At 33.1% G+C, this 22,260-nt stretch carries 11 protein-coding genes; 5 read left to right on the top strand and 6 right to left on the bottom strand.

The annotated features are described in order from the left end of the window. Positions 1–36: 36 nt before the first annotated feature. The 6 genes from BUC23_RS01775 to BUC23_RS01750 all read right to left on the bottom strand — a co-directional run bounded on the left by BUC23_RS01775 (position 37) and on the right by BUC23_RS01750 (position 8,121). Positions 37–1,062 carry a LacI family DNA-binding transcriptional regulator gene (locus BUC23_RS01775; protein ID WP_073204431.1) on the bottom strand — a complete coding sequence of 342 codons (1,026 nt, stop codon included), beginning with the start codon at positions 1,060–1,062 and terminating at the stop codon, positions 37–39. A 230-nt stretch (positions 1,063–1,292) separates the two neighbouring features. After that, complete coding sequence (locus BUC23_RS01770; protein WP_073204428.1) at positions 1,293–2,312, bottom strand: LacI family DNA-binding transcriptional regulator; 1,020 nt, start codon at positions 2,310–2,312, stop codon at positions 1,293–1,295. Between the two features lie 156 nt (positions 2,313–2,468). After that, a complete protein-coding gene (locus BUC23_RS01765) occupies positions 2,469–4,214 on the bottom strand; it encodes a glycoside hydrolase family 13 protein (protein ID WP_084538284.1) in 1,746 nt (581 codons plus the stop codon). A gap of 26 nt (positions 4,215–4,240) precedes the next feature. Next, the gene (locus BUC23_RS01760) at positions 4,241–5,149 is read right to left on the bottom strand and encodes a carbohydrate kinase family protein (RefSeq protein WP_073204421.1); all 909 of its coding nucleotides are present in this window, start codon (positions 5,147–5,149) and stop codon (positions 4,241–4,243) included. Then, a complete protein-coding gene (locus tag BUC23_RS01755) occupies positions 5,142–6,473 on the bottom strand; it encodes a sugar porter family MFS transporter (RefSeq protein WP_073204418.1) in 1,332 nt (443 codons plus the stop codon). Before BUC23_RS01755 ends, BUC23_RS01760 begins: the two co-directional genes overlap by 8 nt. A gap of 52 nt (positions 6,474–6,525) precedes the next feature. Further along, the gene (locus BUC23_RS01750; protein ID WP_073204414.1) at positions 6,526–8,121 is read right to left on the bottom strand and encodes a glycoside hydrolase family 32 protein; all 1,596 of its coding nucleotides are present in this window, start codon (positions 8,119–8,121) and stop codon (positions 6,526–6,528) included. 198 nt (positions 8,122–8,319) lie between these two features. Here BUC23_RS01750 and BUC23_RS01745 point away from each other — a divergent pair, with 198 nt between their 5' ends. The 5 genes from BUC23_RS01745 (at position 8,320) to BUC23_RS01725 (ending at position 22,203) form a co-directional block, all read left to right on the top strand. Continuing rightward, a complete protein-coding gene (locus BUC23_RS01745; RefSeq protein ID WP_073204410.1) occupies positions 8,320–10,326 on the top strand; it encodes a kojibiose hydrolase in 2,007 nt (668 codons plus the stop codon). 534 nt (positions 10,327–10,860) lie between these two features. Beyond that, positions 10,861–13,833, top strand: a complete 2,973-nt coding sequence (locus BUC23_RS01740; protein ID WP_244153755.1) for a SusC/RagA family TonB-linked outer membrane protein — start codon at positions 10,861–10,863, stop codon at positions 13,831–13,833. A 10-nt stretch (positions 13,834–13,843) separates the two neighbouring features. Then, complete coding sequence (locus BUC23_RS01735; RefSeq protein ID WP_073204405.1) at positions 13,844–15,364, top strand: RagB/SusD family nutrient uptake outer membrane protein; 1,521 nt, start codon at positions 13,844–13,846, stop codon at positions 15,362–15,364. Between the two features lie 268 nt (positions 15,365–15,632). Next, the gene (locus tag BUC23_RS01730) at positions 15,633–18,950 is read left to right on the top strand and encodes a VCBS repeat-containing protein (RefSeq protein ID WP_073204400.1); all 3,318 of its coding nucleotides are present in this window, start codon (positions 15,633–15,635) and stop codon (positions 18,948–18,950) included. Further along, complete coding sequence (locus BUC23_RS01725; RefSeq protein WP_073204812.1) at positions 18,943–22,203, top strand: VCBS repeat-containing protein; 3,261 nt, start codon at positions 18,943–18,945, stop codon at positions 22,201–22,203. The genes BUC23_RS01730 and BUC23_RS01725 overlap by 8 nt, the downstream gene beginning before the upstream one ends. The last annotated feature ends 57 nt before the right edge of the window (positions 22,204–22,260 follow it).

Genomic DNA, 22,260 nt, shown 5'->3' with positions numbered 1-22,260 from the left:
ATACGGTTTGTGTGAATCTGTATTTGTTTATAAAGACTATGGTCTAACCGTAGATTCTCTGATTATATTACAAGTTTGTAGCTCAACAGTTCTTGGCGTATAGTGTAAACCTTCTTTATGACAAATCATTTCTTCCAATAGCAAAGTGAATGATTGAACTCCCATTTCGTGGCTGGGTTGTTCTACACTGCTTAATTTTGGCGTAAGAACTTGAGACATAAACCAGTTACTGAAACCGATTATGGCTACTTGTTCAGGAATTTTAATGTCGTTATCGTTAAAATAAGTTAAAACACCAACGGCTACTAAATCTGTAATTGCAAAGATTCCGTCCACATCAGGATGCTCCTTTATTATCTGTCTGGCAAAATCGAATCCTTCTTCAAAAGTTACTTTTTCACAAGTGTAAACCAATTTAGCATCAAAAGGAATATGATTTTTTTCTAATGCTTTTTTATAGCCAATATATCGGTCAATTGAATTTTGAGGGTTTAATGGACCTCTGATATGAACGATTCTTTTACAGCCAGTATCTATTAAGTGTTGGACTGCATTAAAAGCCGCCTTTTGGTCATCAATTATTACTTTTGAGCAGGTAGTAAGTTTATTGATTTTGTCAAACATAACAAAAGGAATGTTCCTGCTGATTATTTCCTTAATATGGTCATCATTATTTGACTCGTTTGAAAGGGACATAATGATGCCATCAACGCGCTTATTAATAAGTAATTCAACTTGTTTTTTCTCTAGTTCTAAAGACTCATTGGATTGCAGAATGATGACTAGATAACCATTTTTTTCAGCTTCATCAATAATTGCGTTAACTACATTCGAAAAAAAATGGTGTACTACCTCAGGAATAATTAAACCAATTGTTTTTGATTCTTTAGTTCTTAAATTTACGGCAAAACTATTTGGTGTGTAATGTAGCGTTTGTGCAAGATCAATTACTGCTTTTTTTGTTTTGGCACTGACATCTGGATAGTTTTTCAAAGCTTTTGAAACTGTGGTAATCGAAATTCCCAATTTAGTTGCAATTTCTTTAAGGGTAATATCTTTCATGAATCTATTTTGTACTTATTTTAGTTTAGAAAAATATTTTTCAGCAAAATCATTCTACCTGAATCCTATATATATATTTATATCTTGCTTTATGTCGATGGGTACTATAACAACATAAAATATTCCTTACCAAGATATTAATTTTAATCTAATTTCTTATGATTTTAGCAAAATAAACAAATTAATATTGATTAGTTAAATTAAATAAATAGCAGATTAGGTTGTTATTTTTATGTTGACTGCCTTTCAATTATACTTGTTTCTAGTTCAATTGATTGAAAAACTATAGGTAGGTTATTTTTTTTTGAATAGATTTCATCAAATAAAATTGCTGCTGCTGTTCTTCCAATTTCAAACCCAGGTTGGTCAATTGTACTGAGTTTTGGGGTAATAAGGGAAGACATAAACCAGTTGCTGAATCCGAAAATGGCAATCTGTTGTGGGATTTTGATACCCCTTTCGTTAAAATATTTGATTGCGCCAATTGCAACCAAATCTGTCACTGCAAAAATAGCATCGATCTCTGGTTGCTCGGCAATTGCTTTTCTAGCATTTTCATATCCATCTTCGAAATCCGTGTTGTTATCGCATACAAAAACTAATGATGAATCATAGTTGATATCGTGGTCTTCGAGTGCTTTTTTGTAACCTAAAAAACGATCGATAGAATTTTGAGGCATATACGAACCTCTGAAATGTGCAATTTTTTTATATCCTTTTTTTATAAGATAAGTGACAGCATCATAAGCCGCTTTTTTATCATTTATGCTAACTTTTGAACAGTTGACTATTTTTGCAATTTTATCAAAAAGTACTAAGGGAGTATTGTGTTCAAAAATAGTTTTCAGGTGATGGAATTCTCCCGTTTCATTAGATAAGGAAAGTAATATTCCATCGACTCTTTTGCTTAATAGTAAATCAATTTGTTTTTTTTCAAGTTCATATTTTTCATTAGATTGTAAAATAATAACCAGATAGTTCCTTTTTTCTGCTTCTTCAAGAATTCCATCAATCACTTTTGAAAAAAAATCGTGCAAAACGGTAGGAAGTATTAAACCTATGGTTTTAGACTCTTTGGTTCTTAGATTAACGGCAAAGCTGTTAGGAGTATAGTGCAAAGCTATCGCTAAATCTTTGACGGCTTTTTTGGTGGATTCACTTACATCAGGATAATTTTTTAACGCCTTTGAAACTGTTGTAATAGAAATTCCAAGTTCTGTGGCAATTTGCTTAAGAGTGGTTTCTTTCATGATTGCCCAAATTTTAAAATAAAAAGTAACTGTTTCGTGAAAACAAACTTACAATTTTTATCATTGTAAATCAATTTTCAAAAAAACAGTTTAGCTTTAAGTATTTTTTATGTACGGGTTAGGTTCTTTGTTTAGATTAAATTTAAATAATAGACGCTATTTAAGTTCTATTATTTGCGCCTCATAAGGTTGCAATATATTCGGTTTTATACCTTTCCGGCTTTTATAATTACCTAAAATAATTTTTGACTTAAGGGTTAAAAATCCAATATTATAATTTGCATCTGTATCAGAAAAATTCAATAAAACAATAAATTTTTTGCCATTTAGTTCTCTTTTATAGGCATAAACGTTTGGGTTTTCTTTGTCTAATAACGTGTAATTTCCATAAACAAATGCAGGTTCTTGCTTGCGTAATTTCACCAATTTTCTAAAATAGTTTAATGTAGAATTTTGGTCTTTTTCTTGTGCCTCAGCATTTACAGTTTTGTAGTTTGGATTTATCTTCAACCATGGTGTTCCAGTAGTAAAACCCTCATTTTCAGTGGTGTCCCATTGAAATGGTGTTCTTCCATTTTCTCTGGAAGTTTGTTTTTGCTGTTCTAAAAAAGCTCGAAGATCTCCGCCCTTGTTTTTCAAACCAATATATTTATTACGGGTGTCCACATCTTTATAATCTTCAATTGAATTAAATCGAATGTTGTCCATACCCAATTCATCTCCGCAATAATAATAGGGTGTTCCTCTCATTGTGAGTACAAATGTTGATAGCATTTTTGAAGATATTGCTCTGAATTTAGGAGTGTCATTCCCAAACTTACTGACCATTCTGGGTTGGTCGTGATTTGCCAGAAATATGGCAAGCCATCCTTTATCTTTAAATGCTTGGTCATATCTAGAAAAAATATCTTTGTATTTTACAAGACCAAAATCTTTTAAATGGTTACCAATATCTACACTTTCAAAATGGTATGCCATGTTTAATTCTTTTCGGTCTGGATCTACAAATTGCATCGCATCTTCAGGAGAACTTCCTGCCCCTTCTGCAACAGTCATGATATCATACTTGCTAAAAACTTCCTTGTTCATTTCTTGCAAATACTCATGTAAATGAGGTCCAACCCCATAGTATTTTATGATATTTTTTTCATATCCTTTTGGTAATTCCGGCCAAGTGGTATCTTTAGAAGCAAACTGAAAGGCATCCATTCTAAAACCATCGATGCCTTTGTCTAACCAGAAACGCATAATGTCATAAACTTCATTTCTAACTTTTGGGTTTTCCCAGTTTAAATCAGGTTGTTTTTGGGAGAAATAATGAAGGTAATAGGAATTGGTTTGCGCATCGTATTTCCAGGCGTCGCTATTGACATCAAAAAAACTCCATCTATAAGGTGGTTTTCCTTGTTCGGCCGGCCACCAGTGGTAATAATTTCTATACGGATTGTCTCTGGAACTTCGAGATTGTTTAAACCATTCGTGCTCGTCACTGCTGTGATTTACTACTAAATCCATTATGAGTTTGATGTCTCGCTTATGCATTTCTTTTAACAAAAGGTCAAAGTCTTGCATAGTACCGAAATCTTTCATGATTTCCCTATAATTGCTTATATCATAACCATTATCCTCATTTGGAGATGAATAAATAGGATTAAGCCAAACTGCATCGATGCCTAGACTTTTAATATAGTCAAGTTTAGAAATAATTCCTTTTATATCTCCAACACCATCGCCATCGCTATCTTTAAAGCTTCTCGGGTAAATTTGATAAACTACTGCTTCTTTCCACCATTTCTTTTCTATTGGCATTTTCGTCTTTTGTGCTTGTAAAGTAGTATGGGACAAACAATATAAAAACAGCAGAAGCTCTAATGTCCTGATTTTATTGATTTCTATTCTCATAATTTTATTAGTATGGTATATACGATTTATTCGTCTAAAGGATTTATAAATTGTCTTATCTTTTTTTCTGGAATTTTTGGGTTTGCACCTTCATTAGTAGCCACTAACGCACCCATTGCGCAGGCAAAATTGATTGCCTCCTGTGGATTGTTTTCTTTTAATAGCTTGCTTAACAACGCAGCTAGAAAAGAGTCGCCAGACCCTACAGTATCTATTACTTTAATTTTAAAGCCACTATTATAATACATCTTTCCGTTGTGGTATAAAACAGCACCGTGATCGCCTTTAGTAACGCAAATTTGACTCGTGTTAGTTTGTTCAGCAATAAAAATAATGTTTTGTTCTAGTGAATGATACGGTGAATGGAGGAGAGCGCAAATTTCAAACAACTCATCGTCATTAAATTTTATGAAATCAGACTGTAACATTAATCTAATTAATATTTTTTTTGTGTAAAAAGGAGCGCGTAAATTGACGTCAAATATTTTGTAGGTCGCGTAATTTATTAACTCTAACAAGGTGTTACAAGAAGTTACATCTCTACAAACAAGACTGCCGAAGACAAATGCATCCGCTCTTTTTACAGCATTTTCTATTTCGGGATTGCATCGTATTTTATCCCACGCGACCGGATATTTGATGGTATAGGAAGCAGATCCTTTATCATTTAATTTTACGATTACTTGCCCGGTTTCTAAATGAGGATCAATTTGTACAAAAACAGGATTAATTCCATTTTTTTGAATGAAAGTTAGTAATTCCGTGCCAATTTCATCATTGCCAATTCTGCTTATTATTTGAGCGTTTATGCCAAGGGAAGTAAGACGTAATGCTACATTCAATGGTGCGCCACCGATTTTTTTATGTGTCGGAAAAACATCAAATAATACTTCGCCAAAACAGATAACGCTTATTTCATTTTTTAGATTATTCATTTTTTAGCATTTTATGTTCTACTTCTTCAAGTGTTAATCCTTTGGTTTCTGGCATCATAAATAAAACAAATACCAATTGTAAAACCATCATAAAGGCAAAGAAGGCAAATATTGGCCAAGGATTTTCTTTGAATAGATCAATCACTACAGGTCCCGCTAAAGTTATCAGGGCAGCAAAAATCCAATGAATTCCTGTGCCAAAGGATTGCCCTTTGGCTCTGACATTATTTGGAAATATTTCTGAAATAAAAACCCAAATTACAGCGCCTTGCCCTATCGCGTGAGATGCAATAAATAGCATTATAGAGGCCATTAAAGTGACAGACCCTAGATTGTTGTAAAATGCTAAAGCGACCATGGCTAAACTGACAATATATCCAATTGACCCAATGAGCATCAGTTGCTTTCTTCCTAAAACATCGATTAGTCTCATGCCTGCAATGGTGAAAATTAGGTTTGTAGCTCCAATTAATATAGAATTCATCAGCGATTCTTTGGATCCTAAACCAGCCATTTCTAATATCTCGGGCGCATAATATAATATAAAATTGATTCCTGACAATTGGTTGAAAAAAGCCAATAGAAAAGCTAAAATTACAGGCAATTTGTATTTGTTTGAAAAAATGGTTTCTTTGACAGTTGAGTCAACTAAATCTTTTTTAATTTCATGAAAATTTTCTAGAGCTTCTTCTTTATTGTAGATCATTTCAAGAACTTTTATTCCAGCAGCGTCATCTTTCTTTTTTAAGATTAACCAGCGCGGACTGTCCGGGATTTGCAAAACAATAATACTATAAATCAAGGCGGGTGCCGCTACAATACCTATCATCCATCGCCAGTCGTTGTCGCCAGCAAATCCTTCGAATAAATAATTAGAGAAGAAGGCAATTAGGATACCAAAAACAATATTAAATTGAAAAAGCGTGCCCAGTTTTCCTCTGTTCTCAGGAGTAGAAATTTCTGAAATATAGATTGGTGCCGCTACAGATGATGCACCAACCCCAATACCACCAATAAAACGGAAAAAAGAAAATACATAGGGATTTGGCGCTAATGCTGAACCTAAAGCGGATACTAAAAACAAGATTCCAATCCAAAATAGTGTTTTCTTTCTACCCCATTTATCGCATGGAATACCTCCCAATAAAGAGCCTAATACTGTACCCCACAATGCCATCGACATTATAAAAACACCATGAAACAATGGCGTTGTATGCCATAATTCTTTGATTGGTAAATTAGCTCCCGATATAACTACGGTATCAAAGCCAAATAGAAAGCCTGCAACAGCGACGGTAAGGGACCAGTTCCGAACATTATTCATTTGTATAGTTTTTGGTTATTAATTTTGGTTTTATATTTTTTTAAAATGAGGCTTAATTTTTCCAAATTGTCCTTATTTTGCTTAGGTTTAAATTTTTTAATTCAAGATTTTCTTCAGATCGAAAGCTTAATTTTGTGTACGGTTTTTTAGGAAAGATTTGCTCTGTAAAGCTATAAATACCGCCATTTATGAAAATTTCAATTGAGGACCAGTCAATAATTATTTGGTAGTCAATCGTTTTTGAAATTATATTGGGCGTTGAATTTTTGTGGATTTCTTTTCCGAAATTTTCTTCAAAATCTACAATTCCGGAATGACGTCTGTCAATAGAGAACGTTTTTTCTTTAGCATTATAATCGAGTACCAAAGAATCATTTACAGTATTAGAAAAAATCAATTTTAGATTCTTAGATGGTGCTGTAAATCTTATTTGGGATTGGTTTAAGTTGTCATAATTTATAGTAGAAGGATTATTTGGATGTAAATTCAATGTCTCTTTGGAAAATTCAACATTCAATTGTTTTTTAAGTTGAGTTACCGGAGTATTTTGTAGGACGTAATTATTGTTTACTTTTTCTAAAGTAAGTTCTCTGGGAATTGTCATCGCGCTTCTCCAGTTTTTTGTTGGCGTATTTCGGGCGTATTGCCAATTACTCATCCAACCGATAAAGATGCGTTTATTATTTGGGGCATCATTATAAGTAACTCCTGCATAATTATCCGTTCCATAGTCAATCCATTTGGTTTCTTTTTGTGTAGTTTTGAAACTATTCCCATCAAAATCACCAATGAAATACTGTGTTCCTGAACCTCCATTTGGCGCACCAGGATTGATGCTTATAAGTAAAACCCATTTTTCTTCATTTGAATTTTCGACTTTAATTTTAAAAATATCGGGACATTCCCAAACACCACCATGTGCACCAATTCCTTTTCCAAATTCACTTTTGTACACCCAATTAATTAGATTTTTTGAAGTATAAAATTTCGCACGGTCTCCAGCCACTAAAACCAAATTCCAAAGATTGGTGTCAGAGTTCCAAAAAACTTTTGGATCCCTAAAGTCTTTCAAATCGGTATTTCCTATAATTGGGTTTCCTTTATATTTTAACCAAGTATTGCCTTCGTCTAAACTATAAGCAAGTCCTTGCGTTTGAAAATTTGTTTTTCCTGCTTTTTCGCCATCCATATTGTGATAGGTAAAAATAGCAACCATCGCGGGATTCTCTTTAGTCCCCAATCCGGATGTGTTATTTACATCTACAACGGCACTACCGGAAAAGATTAGACCCAGTTTATCAGGAAATAAAGCTATTTTTTTCGGCGTCCAATGTATTAAATCGGTACTTGTTGCATGACCCCAGTGCATAGGTCCCCAAACAATGTCATTTGGATAATATTGGTAAAATAAATGATAGATACCTTTGTAATATACCATTCCGTTAGGATCATTCATCCATTTTTTTTCGGGTGAAAAATGAAATTGTGGTCGAAAAGGTTCTTTGTAGAGTATTGCAGCATGGCTTTCTATTTTATTACCGGTATTTATTGAAATGTCCTCACTTTCTGAATTTCCTTTGCAAGAAAGTAATAATAATAGACTTCCAATGAAGATACATTTTGATGGTGAATTCCCTATAAATTTCATTTGCAAGGTGTTTTTTTTTTTTGAATTTAATTCATAAAAATAGAATTCATTTTCTAAAAAACCAATTGCAAAAAATCGAAAACGTTTTCGATATTCCGAAAACGTTGTCGGTATTAAATTGTTGGTAGTTAATGGTGTAAAATATAATTTTAATAAATAAATTACATAAGTTTGGGTAAATTATTAAAAAAAACGAATATGATTTCAAATTTTAAGAGTGTCTTGTTTTTGTTTTTTGTCAGTCCAATTGTTTTTGGTCAAACAAAATCAGACGAATGGCATTTGTATGCAAACTCCAGAGAAAATTATTATGGGGTTGCTATGGCGAATGGTCAAATAGGAATAGTTACAGATGATACGCCTCTAAAAACAAAGGAGATAATATTAAACGGAGTGTATGATGGTTCTCCTGAAAATGGCATCAGTAGAATTGTGCGAGGGATTGAATTCCTTAATCTCCACTTGTCTATTAATAATCAGGAAATAAAATCAGATAATATAGATAATTGGAGTCAAGTCGTTTCCATGAAAGAGGGAACAAGTACTACTTCATTTTCGTTCAAAGATTTTGCAAGTATTAATTATACAATTTTAGCCAATAGGGCAGTCCCATATTCGGCGATGGCTATAGTCGAAATTACTCCTAATAAGGATATCGAAATAAATGCTAACAATTATATGACGGTTCCTGATGAATTGAAAGGGGCAAAAAGTCAATTTCGAGTTTTGAAAGACAATCAATACTTGATGCCGGTTTTTGGAACAATTGCAAAAACATTAACTGGTAAGTATACTGTCTCAGCATCCACAACTTTTCTTTTTGACGGACAAAGTGAAGTGTTAAAACAAACGGGGAATGAAGTTGGTTTTTCAAAAAAACTCGTAAAAGGTAAAAAATACAGATTTGCCATTGCGGGCGGAATTTGTACATCCAAAGATATAACCGATCCTTTGAATGAATCCGAAAGACAACCTATATATGCGTTGCAACAAGGAATTGATAATTTATTAGATAGACATAAGCAAGCGTGGGCTGAATTATGGAATACAGGTGATATTCAAATTGAAGGTGATTTAGACGCACAACAAAGGGTTCGTTTTGCGTTGTATAATTTATATTCTTTTATTCGCCCTGAAACAAGACAGAGTATCGCGCCAATGGGATTGTCTTCGCAAGGGTATAATGGTCATATTTTTTGGGATAGCGAACTTTGGATGGTCCCAACGCTTTTGGCTTTACAACCTGATATGGCAAAATCCTGCTTGGATTATCGTTCTGACCGTTTGCAAAAAGCAAAACAAAAAGCTACTATATATGGATACAAGGGAGCAATGTATCCTTGGGAATCAGATGATACAGGTGAGGAAGCTACCCCAACATGGGCATTAACCGGAATTTTTGAACAACATATTACCGCAGATGTATCTATTGCATTTTGGAATTATTATGCTTTAACTCAAGACAAAGCATGGCTGCAAAAAGAATGGGCAGTTTTAAAAGAAACAGCTGATTTTTGGGTGAGCCGTGTTGTTAAGAATCAAGACGGAAGTTTTTCTATATTGAATGTTGTAGGTGCTGATGAGTATGCGCAACATGTGGATGATAATGCGTTTACAAACGCTTCAGCCATTGAGTCTTTGAAAAACACGATTAAGGCGGCTACAATTCTAAACGAACCAATTAATCCAAAATGGATAGCCGTCTCTGAAAAATTAGTAATTCATACTCAAAACGGAATTACACAGAATTACAAAGGGTATAAAGGACAGATTATAAAACAAGCCGATGTGAATTTATTGGCGTATCCTTTGCATGTCATTACTGATAAAGCGCAAATCGAAAAGGACTTAGAATATTATGCAGCAAAGATTGATCCTAAAGATGGCCCTGCAATGGCATCAGGGGTTTTATCTGTTTTATACGCACGATTGGGCGATAAAGAAAAAGCATATAACTATTTTGTAAAATCCTATTTGCCAAATAGTCGTCCTCCTTTTGGTGTTTTTTCAGAATCAGCAAATAGTAGTAACCCTTATTTTGCTACAGGAGCTGGTGCGATGCTTCAAGCAGTCATTTATGGTTTTGGTGGGGTTGAGCAAACGGATCACGGATTGAAATATAATAAGGGGCTATTGCCAAAAAAATGGAAATCTTTAAAAATTATCGGTATTGGCGTAGATAACAAAACTATTACAATAAAGTAGTAAAAGGACATTTTAAGCCACCTATTCTAGATTTTAATCAAATAGTTATGATTAAAATCTAGAATGGATGGCTTTTTTTATTGGAAAAACTCCAAATTTATGCAACTGTAACTTTTTTGTCATGAAATGTTAAATCAAGACTTATCCTCAGATATTTAACTAAAATTTATTGTACATCTTAAATTTAAGGATTTTGTATTTATTGTTAAATGTTTATTAAAAACAGATGTACGTTGAATATTATGCAATGATTTTTGTCAGATTTTATTTTTTTTAGTAAATGTTCAAGTATTGCAAGGTGCTATGTAATGCAAAAATGAAGAATGAATATTTTTTATTGGTTTTTTTTATGTTATTTATAACTTTAGTATTAATATTTTGAGGTATTTGTTTTTAAAATCGAAAACGTTTTCGATATAACGAAAACGTTATAGTTAATAATATTCATAAAATTATCATAAATTTATAACTAAGTTTGACTCAGTATTAAAACAAACCAATTAAACAAATTATTAACCAACTTATTTATTACGTATGAAAAATAGTCTATTAAAAGGCTTGATGGTGTTTCTAACGATGCTTTGTACAAGTTTGACATATTCTCAAGATGTGTCCGGTACAGTATCTGATTCTAGCGGTCCGCTTCCAGGGGCTTCTGTATTAGTAAAAGGAACAACAAACGGAGCACAAACAGATCTCGATGGAAAATTTACTATCAGAAACGTTGGATCAAACGCAGTTTTAGTTTTCAGTTACATAGGTCTTAAAACACAAGAAGTAAATGTAGCAGGAAAATCTTCAGTTAGTGTTCTGTTAAAAGAGGACTCCGCTGAATTAAAAGAAGTAGTCGTGATAGGTTACGGAACTGTTAAAAAGAAAGATGCAACTGGTGCAGTTGATCAAATTAGTTCTAAAAATTTCGACAATGTGGCTTCTCCTTCACCAGCACAATTGTTAAGAGGTAAAGTAGCAGGTGTGCAAGTAACTCAAGCAAGTGGTGAGCCAGGAGGTGGAGTTGCTATTAGAGTTCGTGGAAATACCTCTATTCGTTCAGGAAATGGTCCATTAATTGTTATTGATGGTGTGCCATTAGATGGAGGAAATGTTGCTGCAGGTGGTGATAACTTATTAGGAGCTTCTTCTGCAAGAAATCCATTAAATTTCGTAAATCAAAACGATATCGAAAGTATTAGTGTATTAAAAGATGCATCTTCTACAGCTATCTATGGTTCTCGTGGTGCCAATGGTGTAATTGTAATTACTACTAAAAAAGGTAAGTCTAAAGAGCCGCAATTATCATACAGTACTTCAGTACAATTCAGTAAAATGTCAGGAGATTTTGGTGTGATGACTCCAGAGCAATTTGTTGCTGCAGGTGGTGAAGACAAAGGATCAAGAAGCTACAACTGGAAAGATGCCGTTTTGCGTAACGGTTTTTCTATGAATCATGATTTGTCTTTCAGTAAATCAACAGAGAATTCTAATACAAGAATCTCTTTAGGTGCTTCAAATACTGATGGTATTGTAAAAAACACAGGTTTAGATAAATATTCGGCTACCGTTTATAATTCAAACGATTTTTTCGGTGGAGCTTTGAAAGTAGAGGAAAGAATTATGTATGCCTCATTGAAAGATGAAACCACTATCTTGTCTAATGATGCAGGTTATATAGGAAATATCATTGGTACAGCTTTGTATTGGAATCCAACATTGCCAATTTATAATGCAAATGGTTCATATAACGTGGTTAGTAATACTTATTTAAATCCTGTACAATTATTGAATTCTTACAAAGATTTTACCAATACAAATAAATTTTTAGGAAGTATCAATACAACTTGGAAAATCAGTAATCACTTTAAATACCAATTCTTATTTGGTATAGAAAGTTCAACATCAAGTAGAAAAAGTCAGTTATTGCCAACAATGGACATTCAGAATGTTGCACAAGCTGCTGTTCCTGGTTCAACTGATGTGAAACATGGTCAGGCATCAATTAATGCTCAAAACAAGTTTAATAAAACTTTTGAGCATACATTAAATTATAATAATGACTTCGGTGATAATTTTAATTTAGACGCATTAGTTGGTTATTCCTATTATGACTACAATGCTGATGGAAATTTAGCAGTAGGTAAGGGATATGATATAGCTCAAACTAACTTAATTGATAATATTGAAGGTGGTCTTCAAAATGAATTTAGAGCTTATTCTTATAGAAATAGAACTGAATTGCAATCTTATTTTGCAAGGGTTAATGCTACCTTATACAAAAAGTTAATTCTTACTGGAACTATTCGTTCTGATGGTTCTACTAAATTAGGAGTAAATAATAAATATGATTATTTCCCATCAGTAGGTATAGCTTACAAAGTGGTTGAAGGTAAAGACGGTATCGTAAATGACTTCAAAATAAGAGGTAATTACGGTAAAACGGGTAATCAAGAATTTGCGCCTAACTCAGCAATTGCCAGAGGAGCTTATGGATTAAACGGAACTTTAGGTTTAGATAATAATGGTAACGAAAATTTAAAATGGGAAACTACTAAATCTTATGGTGTAGGTGCTGATTTTGCGTTATTAAATAACAGATTAACAGGAACAGTAGATTATTTCCAAAAAGATACTAAAGATTTAATTTCTCCTGTGCCACCTGCAGCATCGCAACCAGGTCCCCCATCTCCTCGTAACACAAACTTAAAAGGGAATATCATCACTAAAGGTGTTGAGGTTTCTTTAAGTTATAAAGTTATTGACCAAGAAGATTTTACATGGGATGTTTCTGGGAATGCTTCATTTTTAAGTAACAAATTAGAAAACTTTCCTGGATTTATATCTACAGGAGGATTAAACGGTCAAGGTTTGTCCGGTGCTTACGCACAAGTATTGACAAACAATAAACCACTTTATTCTTATTACTTATATGAGTGGAGAGGGTATGATTCTACTGGAAATTCAATTTATGCTGATGCTGCTGGTAACGATACTGGTTTAGGTACCGCTGCTAAAAAATTATTAGACAAACAGCCAATACCAAAAATTAATGTTGGTTTCAATACAAACTTTACATATAAAAATTTCGACTTAGGAGCTTCATTCTATGGTGCTTTTGGACATTATATTTACAACAATACAACTAATGCTTATTTCTTTAAAGGAGCTTTTCTTGGCGGTAGAAACGTAACTCAGGAAGCTGCTACTTCTCCTCAAGCACAAGGTGATCCAAACTCGCCTTCAACTAAATACTTAGAAAAAGGAGATTTCTTAAGAATGGGTAACTTAACTTTTGGATATACAGTTAAAGGTTCTATTTTAGATAGATTTAAAATGTCTTCTGCGAGATTGTATGTAAATGCTTCAAATTTATTTGTAATTACTAGTTATTCAGGATCAGACCCTGAGGTAGATACTGATAAATCATTGAATGGAGTACCTTCTGCAGGGATGGAGTATTTATCTTATCCAAGAGATAAAAGTTTGGCTATAGGTCTTAACGTAACATTTTAATTAAAAAACGATGAAAAGAAATAATATTATAAAAAGCATCTTATTGACTAGTACCATTGTATTAGCGGTAAGTTGTACTAATCTAGATGAAGAGGTATTAGATGGTGTTGTGATAGCTAGTACAGGCGGAGGAACAGTAAATACTGCTTCACTTTTGACTAGTGCTTATGAAGGGTTAAGAGGATTTGAGACGCAAGGACAAATGTTTGCTTTGGATGAAATGTCAGGAGATGCGTTAGTTGGACCAACACGCGGAGGTGACTGGGATGATAATGCCACTTGGAGACAAATTCACGTACATACTTGGGCGCCGGATCATAATGAGGTTAAAAATGCATGGAATGCATTATTATCTCAAGTGTATACTTGTAATTTGGTTATCGAAAATGGTTCAGCTGTTGAAAAAACTCAAGCGCGTTTTTTGAGAGCTTTTTACTACTATAATGTAATCGATTTATTTGGTCAAACACCTTATAGAGAAGCTGGAAGTGCTTTAGGAAATGATCCTAAAGTATGGACTAGAACAGAAGCTACGGAATTTGTAATTAGCGAATTAGAAGCAATTGTAGGTTCGTTGCCTGCAAGAACAGCTGGAGATGCCGGTATCGCAAATGCTGATGCGGCTCACTTTTTATTAGCTAAATTGTACTTAAATAAAGGTGTGTTTGAAGCTTCAAATGCTGCAGGACCATATACTTTTGCTGCTGCAGATATGACTAAAGTTGTTTCTCACGTGGACGCAATCAGTAGTTCATTAGCGACAGATTATTGGGATAACTTCAAACCTGCCAATAATACATCACCAGAGATATTATTCTCTTCTAAAAATGTTCAAGGTGGTGCAGGTGGAGGAATTCAGTATCATTGGAGAATGGGTATGCATTACAATCAAACTCCTGATGGTTGGAACGGTTTTGCAATTGTAGCAGAGTATTATAACAATTATAATCCAAATGACAGACGTATTAAGAATGCTGATTCTCAAATCATCGCTGACTTTGGAAATCCAGTGGGTATGCAAGTGGGACAAATGTATAAGCCAGGGGGTGTAATTCCGTTAAAAGACAGAAATAATCACCCATTAGTTTATACTCCAGCAGTAACTTTAATTACTAGTGGTGCGACTCTTGAAACAGCTGGTATCAGAATGGAAAAATATATTCCAGATGCAGCTAATCTTGGTCAACCAAATAATGACTTTGTATTCATGAGATATTCTGATGCCTTAATGATGAAAGCGGAAGCGATTGCTAGAGGTGGTGCGGGTACTAATGATGTTGCAAAACTTACTGCTCTTGTTTCAAGATCTGGTCAAGTTGGAGTTTTTCCAACAACATTAGACGGGATATATAAAGAAAGAGGAAAAGAATTATGGTTAGAAGGATGGAGAAGAAATGATATGATTCGTTTTGGAAAATTCCTTGCTGCAAGAGAATTGAAACCTTATGTATCTGACAATAGATATGTTTTATTCCCAATTCCTTCAGACGCATTATTTAATCCTAATTTGTCACAAAACCCGGGTTACTAAGAATAGTTTACAATTAATTATGTTTTGAGTTAGTTATAAAGAGGGTATTTATTACCCTCTTTATTTTTTATATAATACACCAAATTGCGTTTTAATTTAATCTTGAGTTCTTAATCGATTTTAAATGTTAGTTTTCAAGTAATTATAGAAATAAGAAGCGTTTTTTTTAACTGTTAAAGCTTCTATTTAATCTATTTTTAATTTTTTTATATAATGTTTATTATATAAATTAGGCACTTCTAATTACCTAATCAAATAGTTTGTAAATATGTTTAATCGTATTTTTTTATTTATTCCTTTTATAATTATTTTTTCTAACTGTTCTAAAGAAAACTCAGGAAACAACGACACTTTATTCTCTAAATTAGAGGCTTCCAGAACAGGAATTAACTTTGTTAATGAAGTAAAGAATGGCGTGGATATGAACATATTCAAGTACAGAAATTTCTACAACGGCGGAGGAGTCGCAATAGGAGATATCAATAACGACGGATTGTCAGATGTTTACTTTACTTCTAATCTTGGCACCAATAAGCTTTATCTAAATAAGGGGAATTTTAAATTTGAAGATATTTCTAAAAAAGCTGGTATCGAAGGAACCAAATCCTGGTCTACAGGTGTGGTGATGGTGGATATAAATGCAGATGGCTTTCTTGATATTTATGTATGTAATGCGGGAAATATAAAAGGGGACAACCAAAAGAATGAACTTTTTATCAATAATAGGAATGGTACTTTTACTGAAAAAGCTGAGGAGTATAATCTTGCCGATACTGGAATAACAACTCACGCCGCATTTTTTGATTATGATAAAGATGGAGATCTTGATTGTTATATTTTGAATAATAGTTTTATACCAGTGAGTAGCTTAAATTATTCTAATAAAAGAGAATTACGCGATAAAGACTGGGATGTTGCAGATATTTTAAAAGGTGGAGGAGATAAATTACTCCGTAATGATAACGGTAAATTCGTAGATGTAAGCCAAGCGTCAGGGATTTATGGAAGTTTGATAGGGTTTGGACTTGGCGTAACGGTAGGTGATGTTAATGGAGATTTATACCCGGATATTTATATCTCAAATGATTTTTACGAAAAAGATTATTTATATATAAACAATAAGAACGGAACCTTTACGGAACAAATTCAGGGTTGGGCTTCTCATATTAGTCAATCATCTATGGGGGCTGATATGGCCGACATTAATAATGACGGAAAAGCTGATATTTTTGTAACAGATATGTTGCCTGAAGAGGATGAGCGCCTAAAAACAACAACTAATTTTGAGAACTATGATTTATATCTTAGGAAGTTAAATCTGGATTTTTTCAATCAATACATGCAAAACACTTTGCAGCTCAATAATGGAAATAATCAATTTCTTGAAATAGCAAATTATGCTGGTGTTGCTAAAACAGATTGGAGTTGGGGAGCCTTATTATTTGACATGGATAATGATGGTTATAAAGATATATATGTTTGTAACGGAATTTACCACGATTTAACTAATCAGGATTTTGTTGACTTTTTTGCTAATGAATTCATGCAAAAAATGATTGTTACTGGCAAGAAAGAGCAGATTGAAACTATAATCAATAAAATGCCAAGTACTCCGATACCAAACTATGCATTCAAAAATAATAAAAATCTAACTTTTACTAATGAAGCGCAAAATTGGGGATTAGACACGCCAAGTTTTTCCAATGGAGCAGCTTATGGCGACTTGGATAATGATGGTGATTTAGATTTGATTGTCAATAACGTAAATATGGCAGCTTTTGTTTATCAAAACAATTCTGATAAAAATAAAAAGAACCATTATGTAAAAGTGAAATTAAAGGGAGATGACCTAAATAAATTTGGAGTAGGAAGTGTTGTTGAATTATTTTCAGGGAAAGAAATTTTAAGACAAGAGTTAATTCCCTCAAGAGGTTTCCAATCTTCAATAGATTACGTAATGACTTTTGGAATTGGAACAAAAAAAATTGATTCGATTCAAGTGATTTGGCCAAATAGTAAATTTCAAACCATTATGAAAATAAGAAATAATTGTACAATCAATTTGAATATTGCTGACGCCAAATCAAATTATATTCCTAAAATTAATAAGCCGAAACAGTTATTCTCTGAGAAAACAAACACTTTTTTGGTAAATAAAGAGAATGATTATATCGATTTTGATTATGAAGGCTTAATCTCAAAAGAACTGTCAAAAGAAGGGCCTTCGTTAGCAGTTGCCGATATTAACGGAGACGGGAATGATGATGTTTTTATTGGCGGAGCCAAAGGAATTCCAGGAAAAATTTACCTAAGTAAAGGAAATGATAATTTTACCATTACAACTCAGAAAGATCTAGATAACGATGCCAATTATGAAGATACTGCGGCTAGTTTCTTTGATGCTGATAATGATGGAGACCAAGATTTACTGGTAGGTTCAGGTGGAAATGAAAAAGCGGATCAAGCGAATTATAAAAACCGATTGTATTTAAATAATGGAAAAGGAGTTTTTTCAAAAAGCAAAACGAATATTCCAACTACCAATAATAACGTGTCAGTTATAGCTGTAAATGATTTTGATAATGACGGGGATGTTGACGTTTTTATAGGTAGTCGAAGTGTTCCAGGTGTTTATGGAATCGATCCAAAGCAATTATTGTTGGAGAATGACGGTAAGGGAAATTTCAGCAATGCTACTGACAAAAAAGCATTCAAACTGAATGAAGTGGGGATGATAACGGATGCTCTTTGGGAGGATATTGATAATGATGGCAAAAAAGATCTAATTATAGTAGGAGATTGGATGGCTCCAAAAATTTTTAAAAATACAGGAAGACGACTCGTAGAATTCAAATCGAATCTTACTGATTACCATGGTTTTTGGAATGCTGTTAGTTGTGTAGATTTGAATAATGACGGTAAAAAGGATTTGATTCTTGGCAATAAAGGAACAAATACTTCTTATAAAGCGTCAAATACAAATCCTATGAAATTATTTGTAAATGATTTTGATAATAACGGTACTATTGAGCAAATTGCAACTCGGACAATCAATAATAAAGATATACCAGTCCATTTAAAGCAAGAATTAGCGAAACAAATTCCATTGATAAAAAAGAAAAATTTGAGCTACGCAGATTATTCTAAAAAATCATTTCAGGAATTATTTGCGCAAGAAGTCGTAGATAATTCTATCCAAAAAATGGTAAATATTCAAGAAAGCGTAATTGCCCTTAATAAAGGAAACGGAAAATTTGAAGTAAAAGCATTACCTAAAGAAGTACAGTTTTCCTGTGTAAACACGATAAGTACAATGGACGTTAATAAGGATGGAATTTTGGATTTGATTTTAGGAGGCAATCAATACGAATTCAAACCACAATTTTCAAGATTAGATGTTAATTATGGAAGTGTACTTTTAGGAAGTAAAAACGGAAATTTCACATGGCTACCCTACAGTAGCTCAGGGTTTTTTGTAAAAGGGGAAGTAAAGCATATTAAATCAATCAAGAACAAGAATAACACTAATTTGATTATTGCTGTTATTAATAATAGCACACCTAAAATATTTAAAAGCAATGAATAATTTTTTTAGAATGGGACTGGCTTCATTGCTGATTGCTGGTTGTTCAAAAAAACAAGATCAATTATTTGAAAAACTATCGCCTGAAAAGAGCAATATTACATTCAATAATCAGTTAGATCCGTCAAAAAACATATCTATTTTAGATTATCTCTACTATTACAATGGAGGAGGAGTTGCTTTAGGTGATATAAATAATGATGGATTAGTTGATGTGTATTTTACTTCAAATCAAGGTAAAAATAAATTGTATCTGAATAAGGGAGACAATAAGTTCGAAGATATTACTGCAAAAGCGGGTGTTGAAGGACAAAGCGATTGGAAAGCAGGAACAGTCATGGCTGATGTAAATGGGGATGGATTCTTAGACATTTATGTTTGTGCTGTCGTAGGAATTAATGGTTTTGAAGGTCATAATGAATTGTTTATTAATAACAAAGACAACACTTTTACAGAGAGTGGCGCTGAATATGGATTGGATCTTGATAATTATAGTTCTTCGGCCGCTTTCTTTGATTATGATTTGGATGGTGATTTAGATATGTATTTGCTTAATCATGCCGTACATTCTGAAGCGTCCTATGGAAATGCTCAAATTAGAAATAATAGAAGTTATGAATGTGGAGATAAATTATTTAGAAACGACAATGGTAAATTTGTTGATGTAAGTGATAAAGCAGGGATTTTTGGTGGGGCCAATGGATATGGTTTAGGATTGGCAGTTTCTGATTTTAATTTAGACGGTTATCCTGATATTTATGTATGTAATGATTTTCATGAAGATGATTATTACTATTTGAATAATGGTGACGGAACTTTTACGGAAAGTTTGAAAAAACATTTTGGACATACCAGCAGATTTTCAATGGGTGTTGATGTCGCGGATATTAACCATGATGGTTTCCCGGATATTATGACTTTAGACATGCTTCCGGAGGATGAAAAAGTTTTGAAATCCTCTTTAGGAGACGACAATGTACAAATGCTGAAAATGAGAACCGAAAAATTAGGCTACCATTATCAGTATACCAGAAATATGTTGCAACTGAATCAAGCGGGAAATAATTTCACAGAAACGGCTTTGCTAAGTGGTGTAGCGGCTACAGACTGGAGTTGGAGCTCTTTATTTGCAGATTATGATCAGGACGGTGAGGAAGATATATTTGTATGTAATGGAATTCCAAAGCGCCCTAATGATTTAGATTATGTGAAATATTATTCTAATGATCAGATAAAAAGTAAAATAAGCACCACTAAATTATTAGATAAAGAGGCGTTGAAAAAAATGCCAAAAGGCAATGTGACAAATTATGTTTTTCAAGGGTCAAAGGATTTAATGTTTAAAAACAGATCGAATGACTGGATTGAAAATGATTCAATAATTTCAAATGGAAGCGGTTATGCTGATATTGATAATGATGGAGATTTGGATGTAATCACAAATAATTTAAACAGTGTAGCGTCAATTTACATAAACCAAACCAACAAGAATTCTAACTATTTAAAGTTGAAATTACGGTTTTTGGGTAAAAATACTTTCGGAATTGGGGCAAAAGTTATTTCTTATGTGAAAGGGCAAAAGCAATTCATGGAACTGCAGACAACAAGAGGATTCCAGTCTTCATCTGAGCCAATGATTCACTTTGGTTATGGTAAAATAAAAACGGTCGATTCATTAGTAGTTATTTGGCCTGACAGATCATATCAAACCTTGAAGAATATTAAAACTTGTCAAACACTAACTGTTAAACCCAATAAAAACAGAAAACTCTTTGATTACAGAAAATTACATCCTGGTGTTTTGCCTATTTTCAAAAAAGTGGAAACTAATTTAGGTATTGACTTCACACATCAGGAAAATGACTTTATTGATATTTTAACACAAAAATTAATTCCTTATCAACGTTCAGATCGCGGACCTGCCACAGCCGTTGGGGATTTGAATGGAGATGGAAAGGAGGATATTTTCTTTGGAGGATCAAAAGGAAAAAAAGCAGCTGTTTTTCTTCAAAATCCTCAAGGTTTTTCTAAGAAAATATATAGGACGATTGAAAATGATTCTGTTTTTGAAGATGCTTCAGCTGTAATTGGGGATTTTGATAATGATAAAATAAATGATTTGTATGTAGCCTCTGGCGGAGGAGAAAATGCATCTAATCTCCAAGATAGATTATACCTTGCTAAAAACGGAGAATTAATTAAAACTATTTTGCCAAAACTTGCGCAAAACGCATCAGTTGTCAAAACATTCGATTACGATAAAGATGGGGATTTAGATATTTTTGTCGGTAATAACTCTGTGAATAATAGATTCGGCAGTATGCCGGATTGCTATCTATTGAACAATAATAAAGGGGTATTTACAATTGTTCAGACTAAAACATTTGAAGGAATTGGGATGGCTACTGATGCTGTTTTTACTGATTTTAACAAAGATGGTAAAATCGATATTATAGTAATAGGGGAGTGGATGAAGCCTACTTTTTTCGCAAATATGAACGGTAAATTCAAGAATGTCACCGAAACTATTTTTCCTGAAAAAAGCAATGGATTATGGCAATCTATAATTCCTTTCGATATTGATAATGATGGAGATGAAGATTATTTGGTTGGAAACTGGGGAATGAATTCTAAGTTTAAAGCCAGTAAAGATTTTCCTATGAAAATGTATTATGATGATTTTGACGCCAATGGTAGTTTTGAAACTATAGTTGCAATAGAAAAAAACGGTCAGTATTATACGACGGCAGGATTAGACGAATTAGCAGAACAGTTTAGTGGTTTATTAAAAAAGAAATTTAACAGTTATAAATCATTTGCCGGAAAAACACTTGAAGAGGTTTTTGATCCAAAAATGCTAGATAAAGCGAAATTATATGAAGTTCATAATTTGAAATCGGGTTATTTAAGAAATGACAATGGGAAATTTACCTTTGTATTTTTTTCGAATAAACTGCAAGTCTCCCCCATTACGTGTTTCGTCAAAGGAAATTTTGATGCGGATAAAAAGGTAGAAGTTTTTGCAGCAGGAAATTATTTTGGGGTCTCACCGTATCACAGTAGATTTGATGGGTTTTCAGGAGCATTAATAAAGAGTGAAAAAACAATCTATTTAGGAAATCAAATTGGAATCGATTTAACTCAGAAGGCCGTAAGACATTTGGATCTTATCAATTTAAATGGGAAGAAATATTTATTAGTAACAATAAATAGTAAGCCAGCTGAAGTTTACGAACTGGCAATGACAAAAAATTAATTTACAATAATGAGCTGTTAAGAACGAGAATTCTATACCGTTCCTTGCTTTTAACAG

Source organism: Flavobacterium xinjiangense (genome assembly GCF_900142885.1).
Classification (GTDB): domain Bacteria; phylum Bacteroidota; class Bacteroidia; order Flavobacteriales; family Flavobacteriaceae; genus Flavobacterium; species Flavobacterium xinjiangense.
This window is presented reverse-complemented; position numbering and strand designations above follow the sequence as displayed.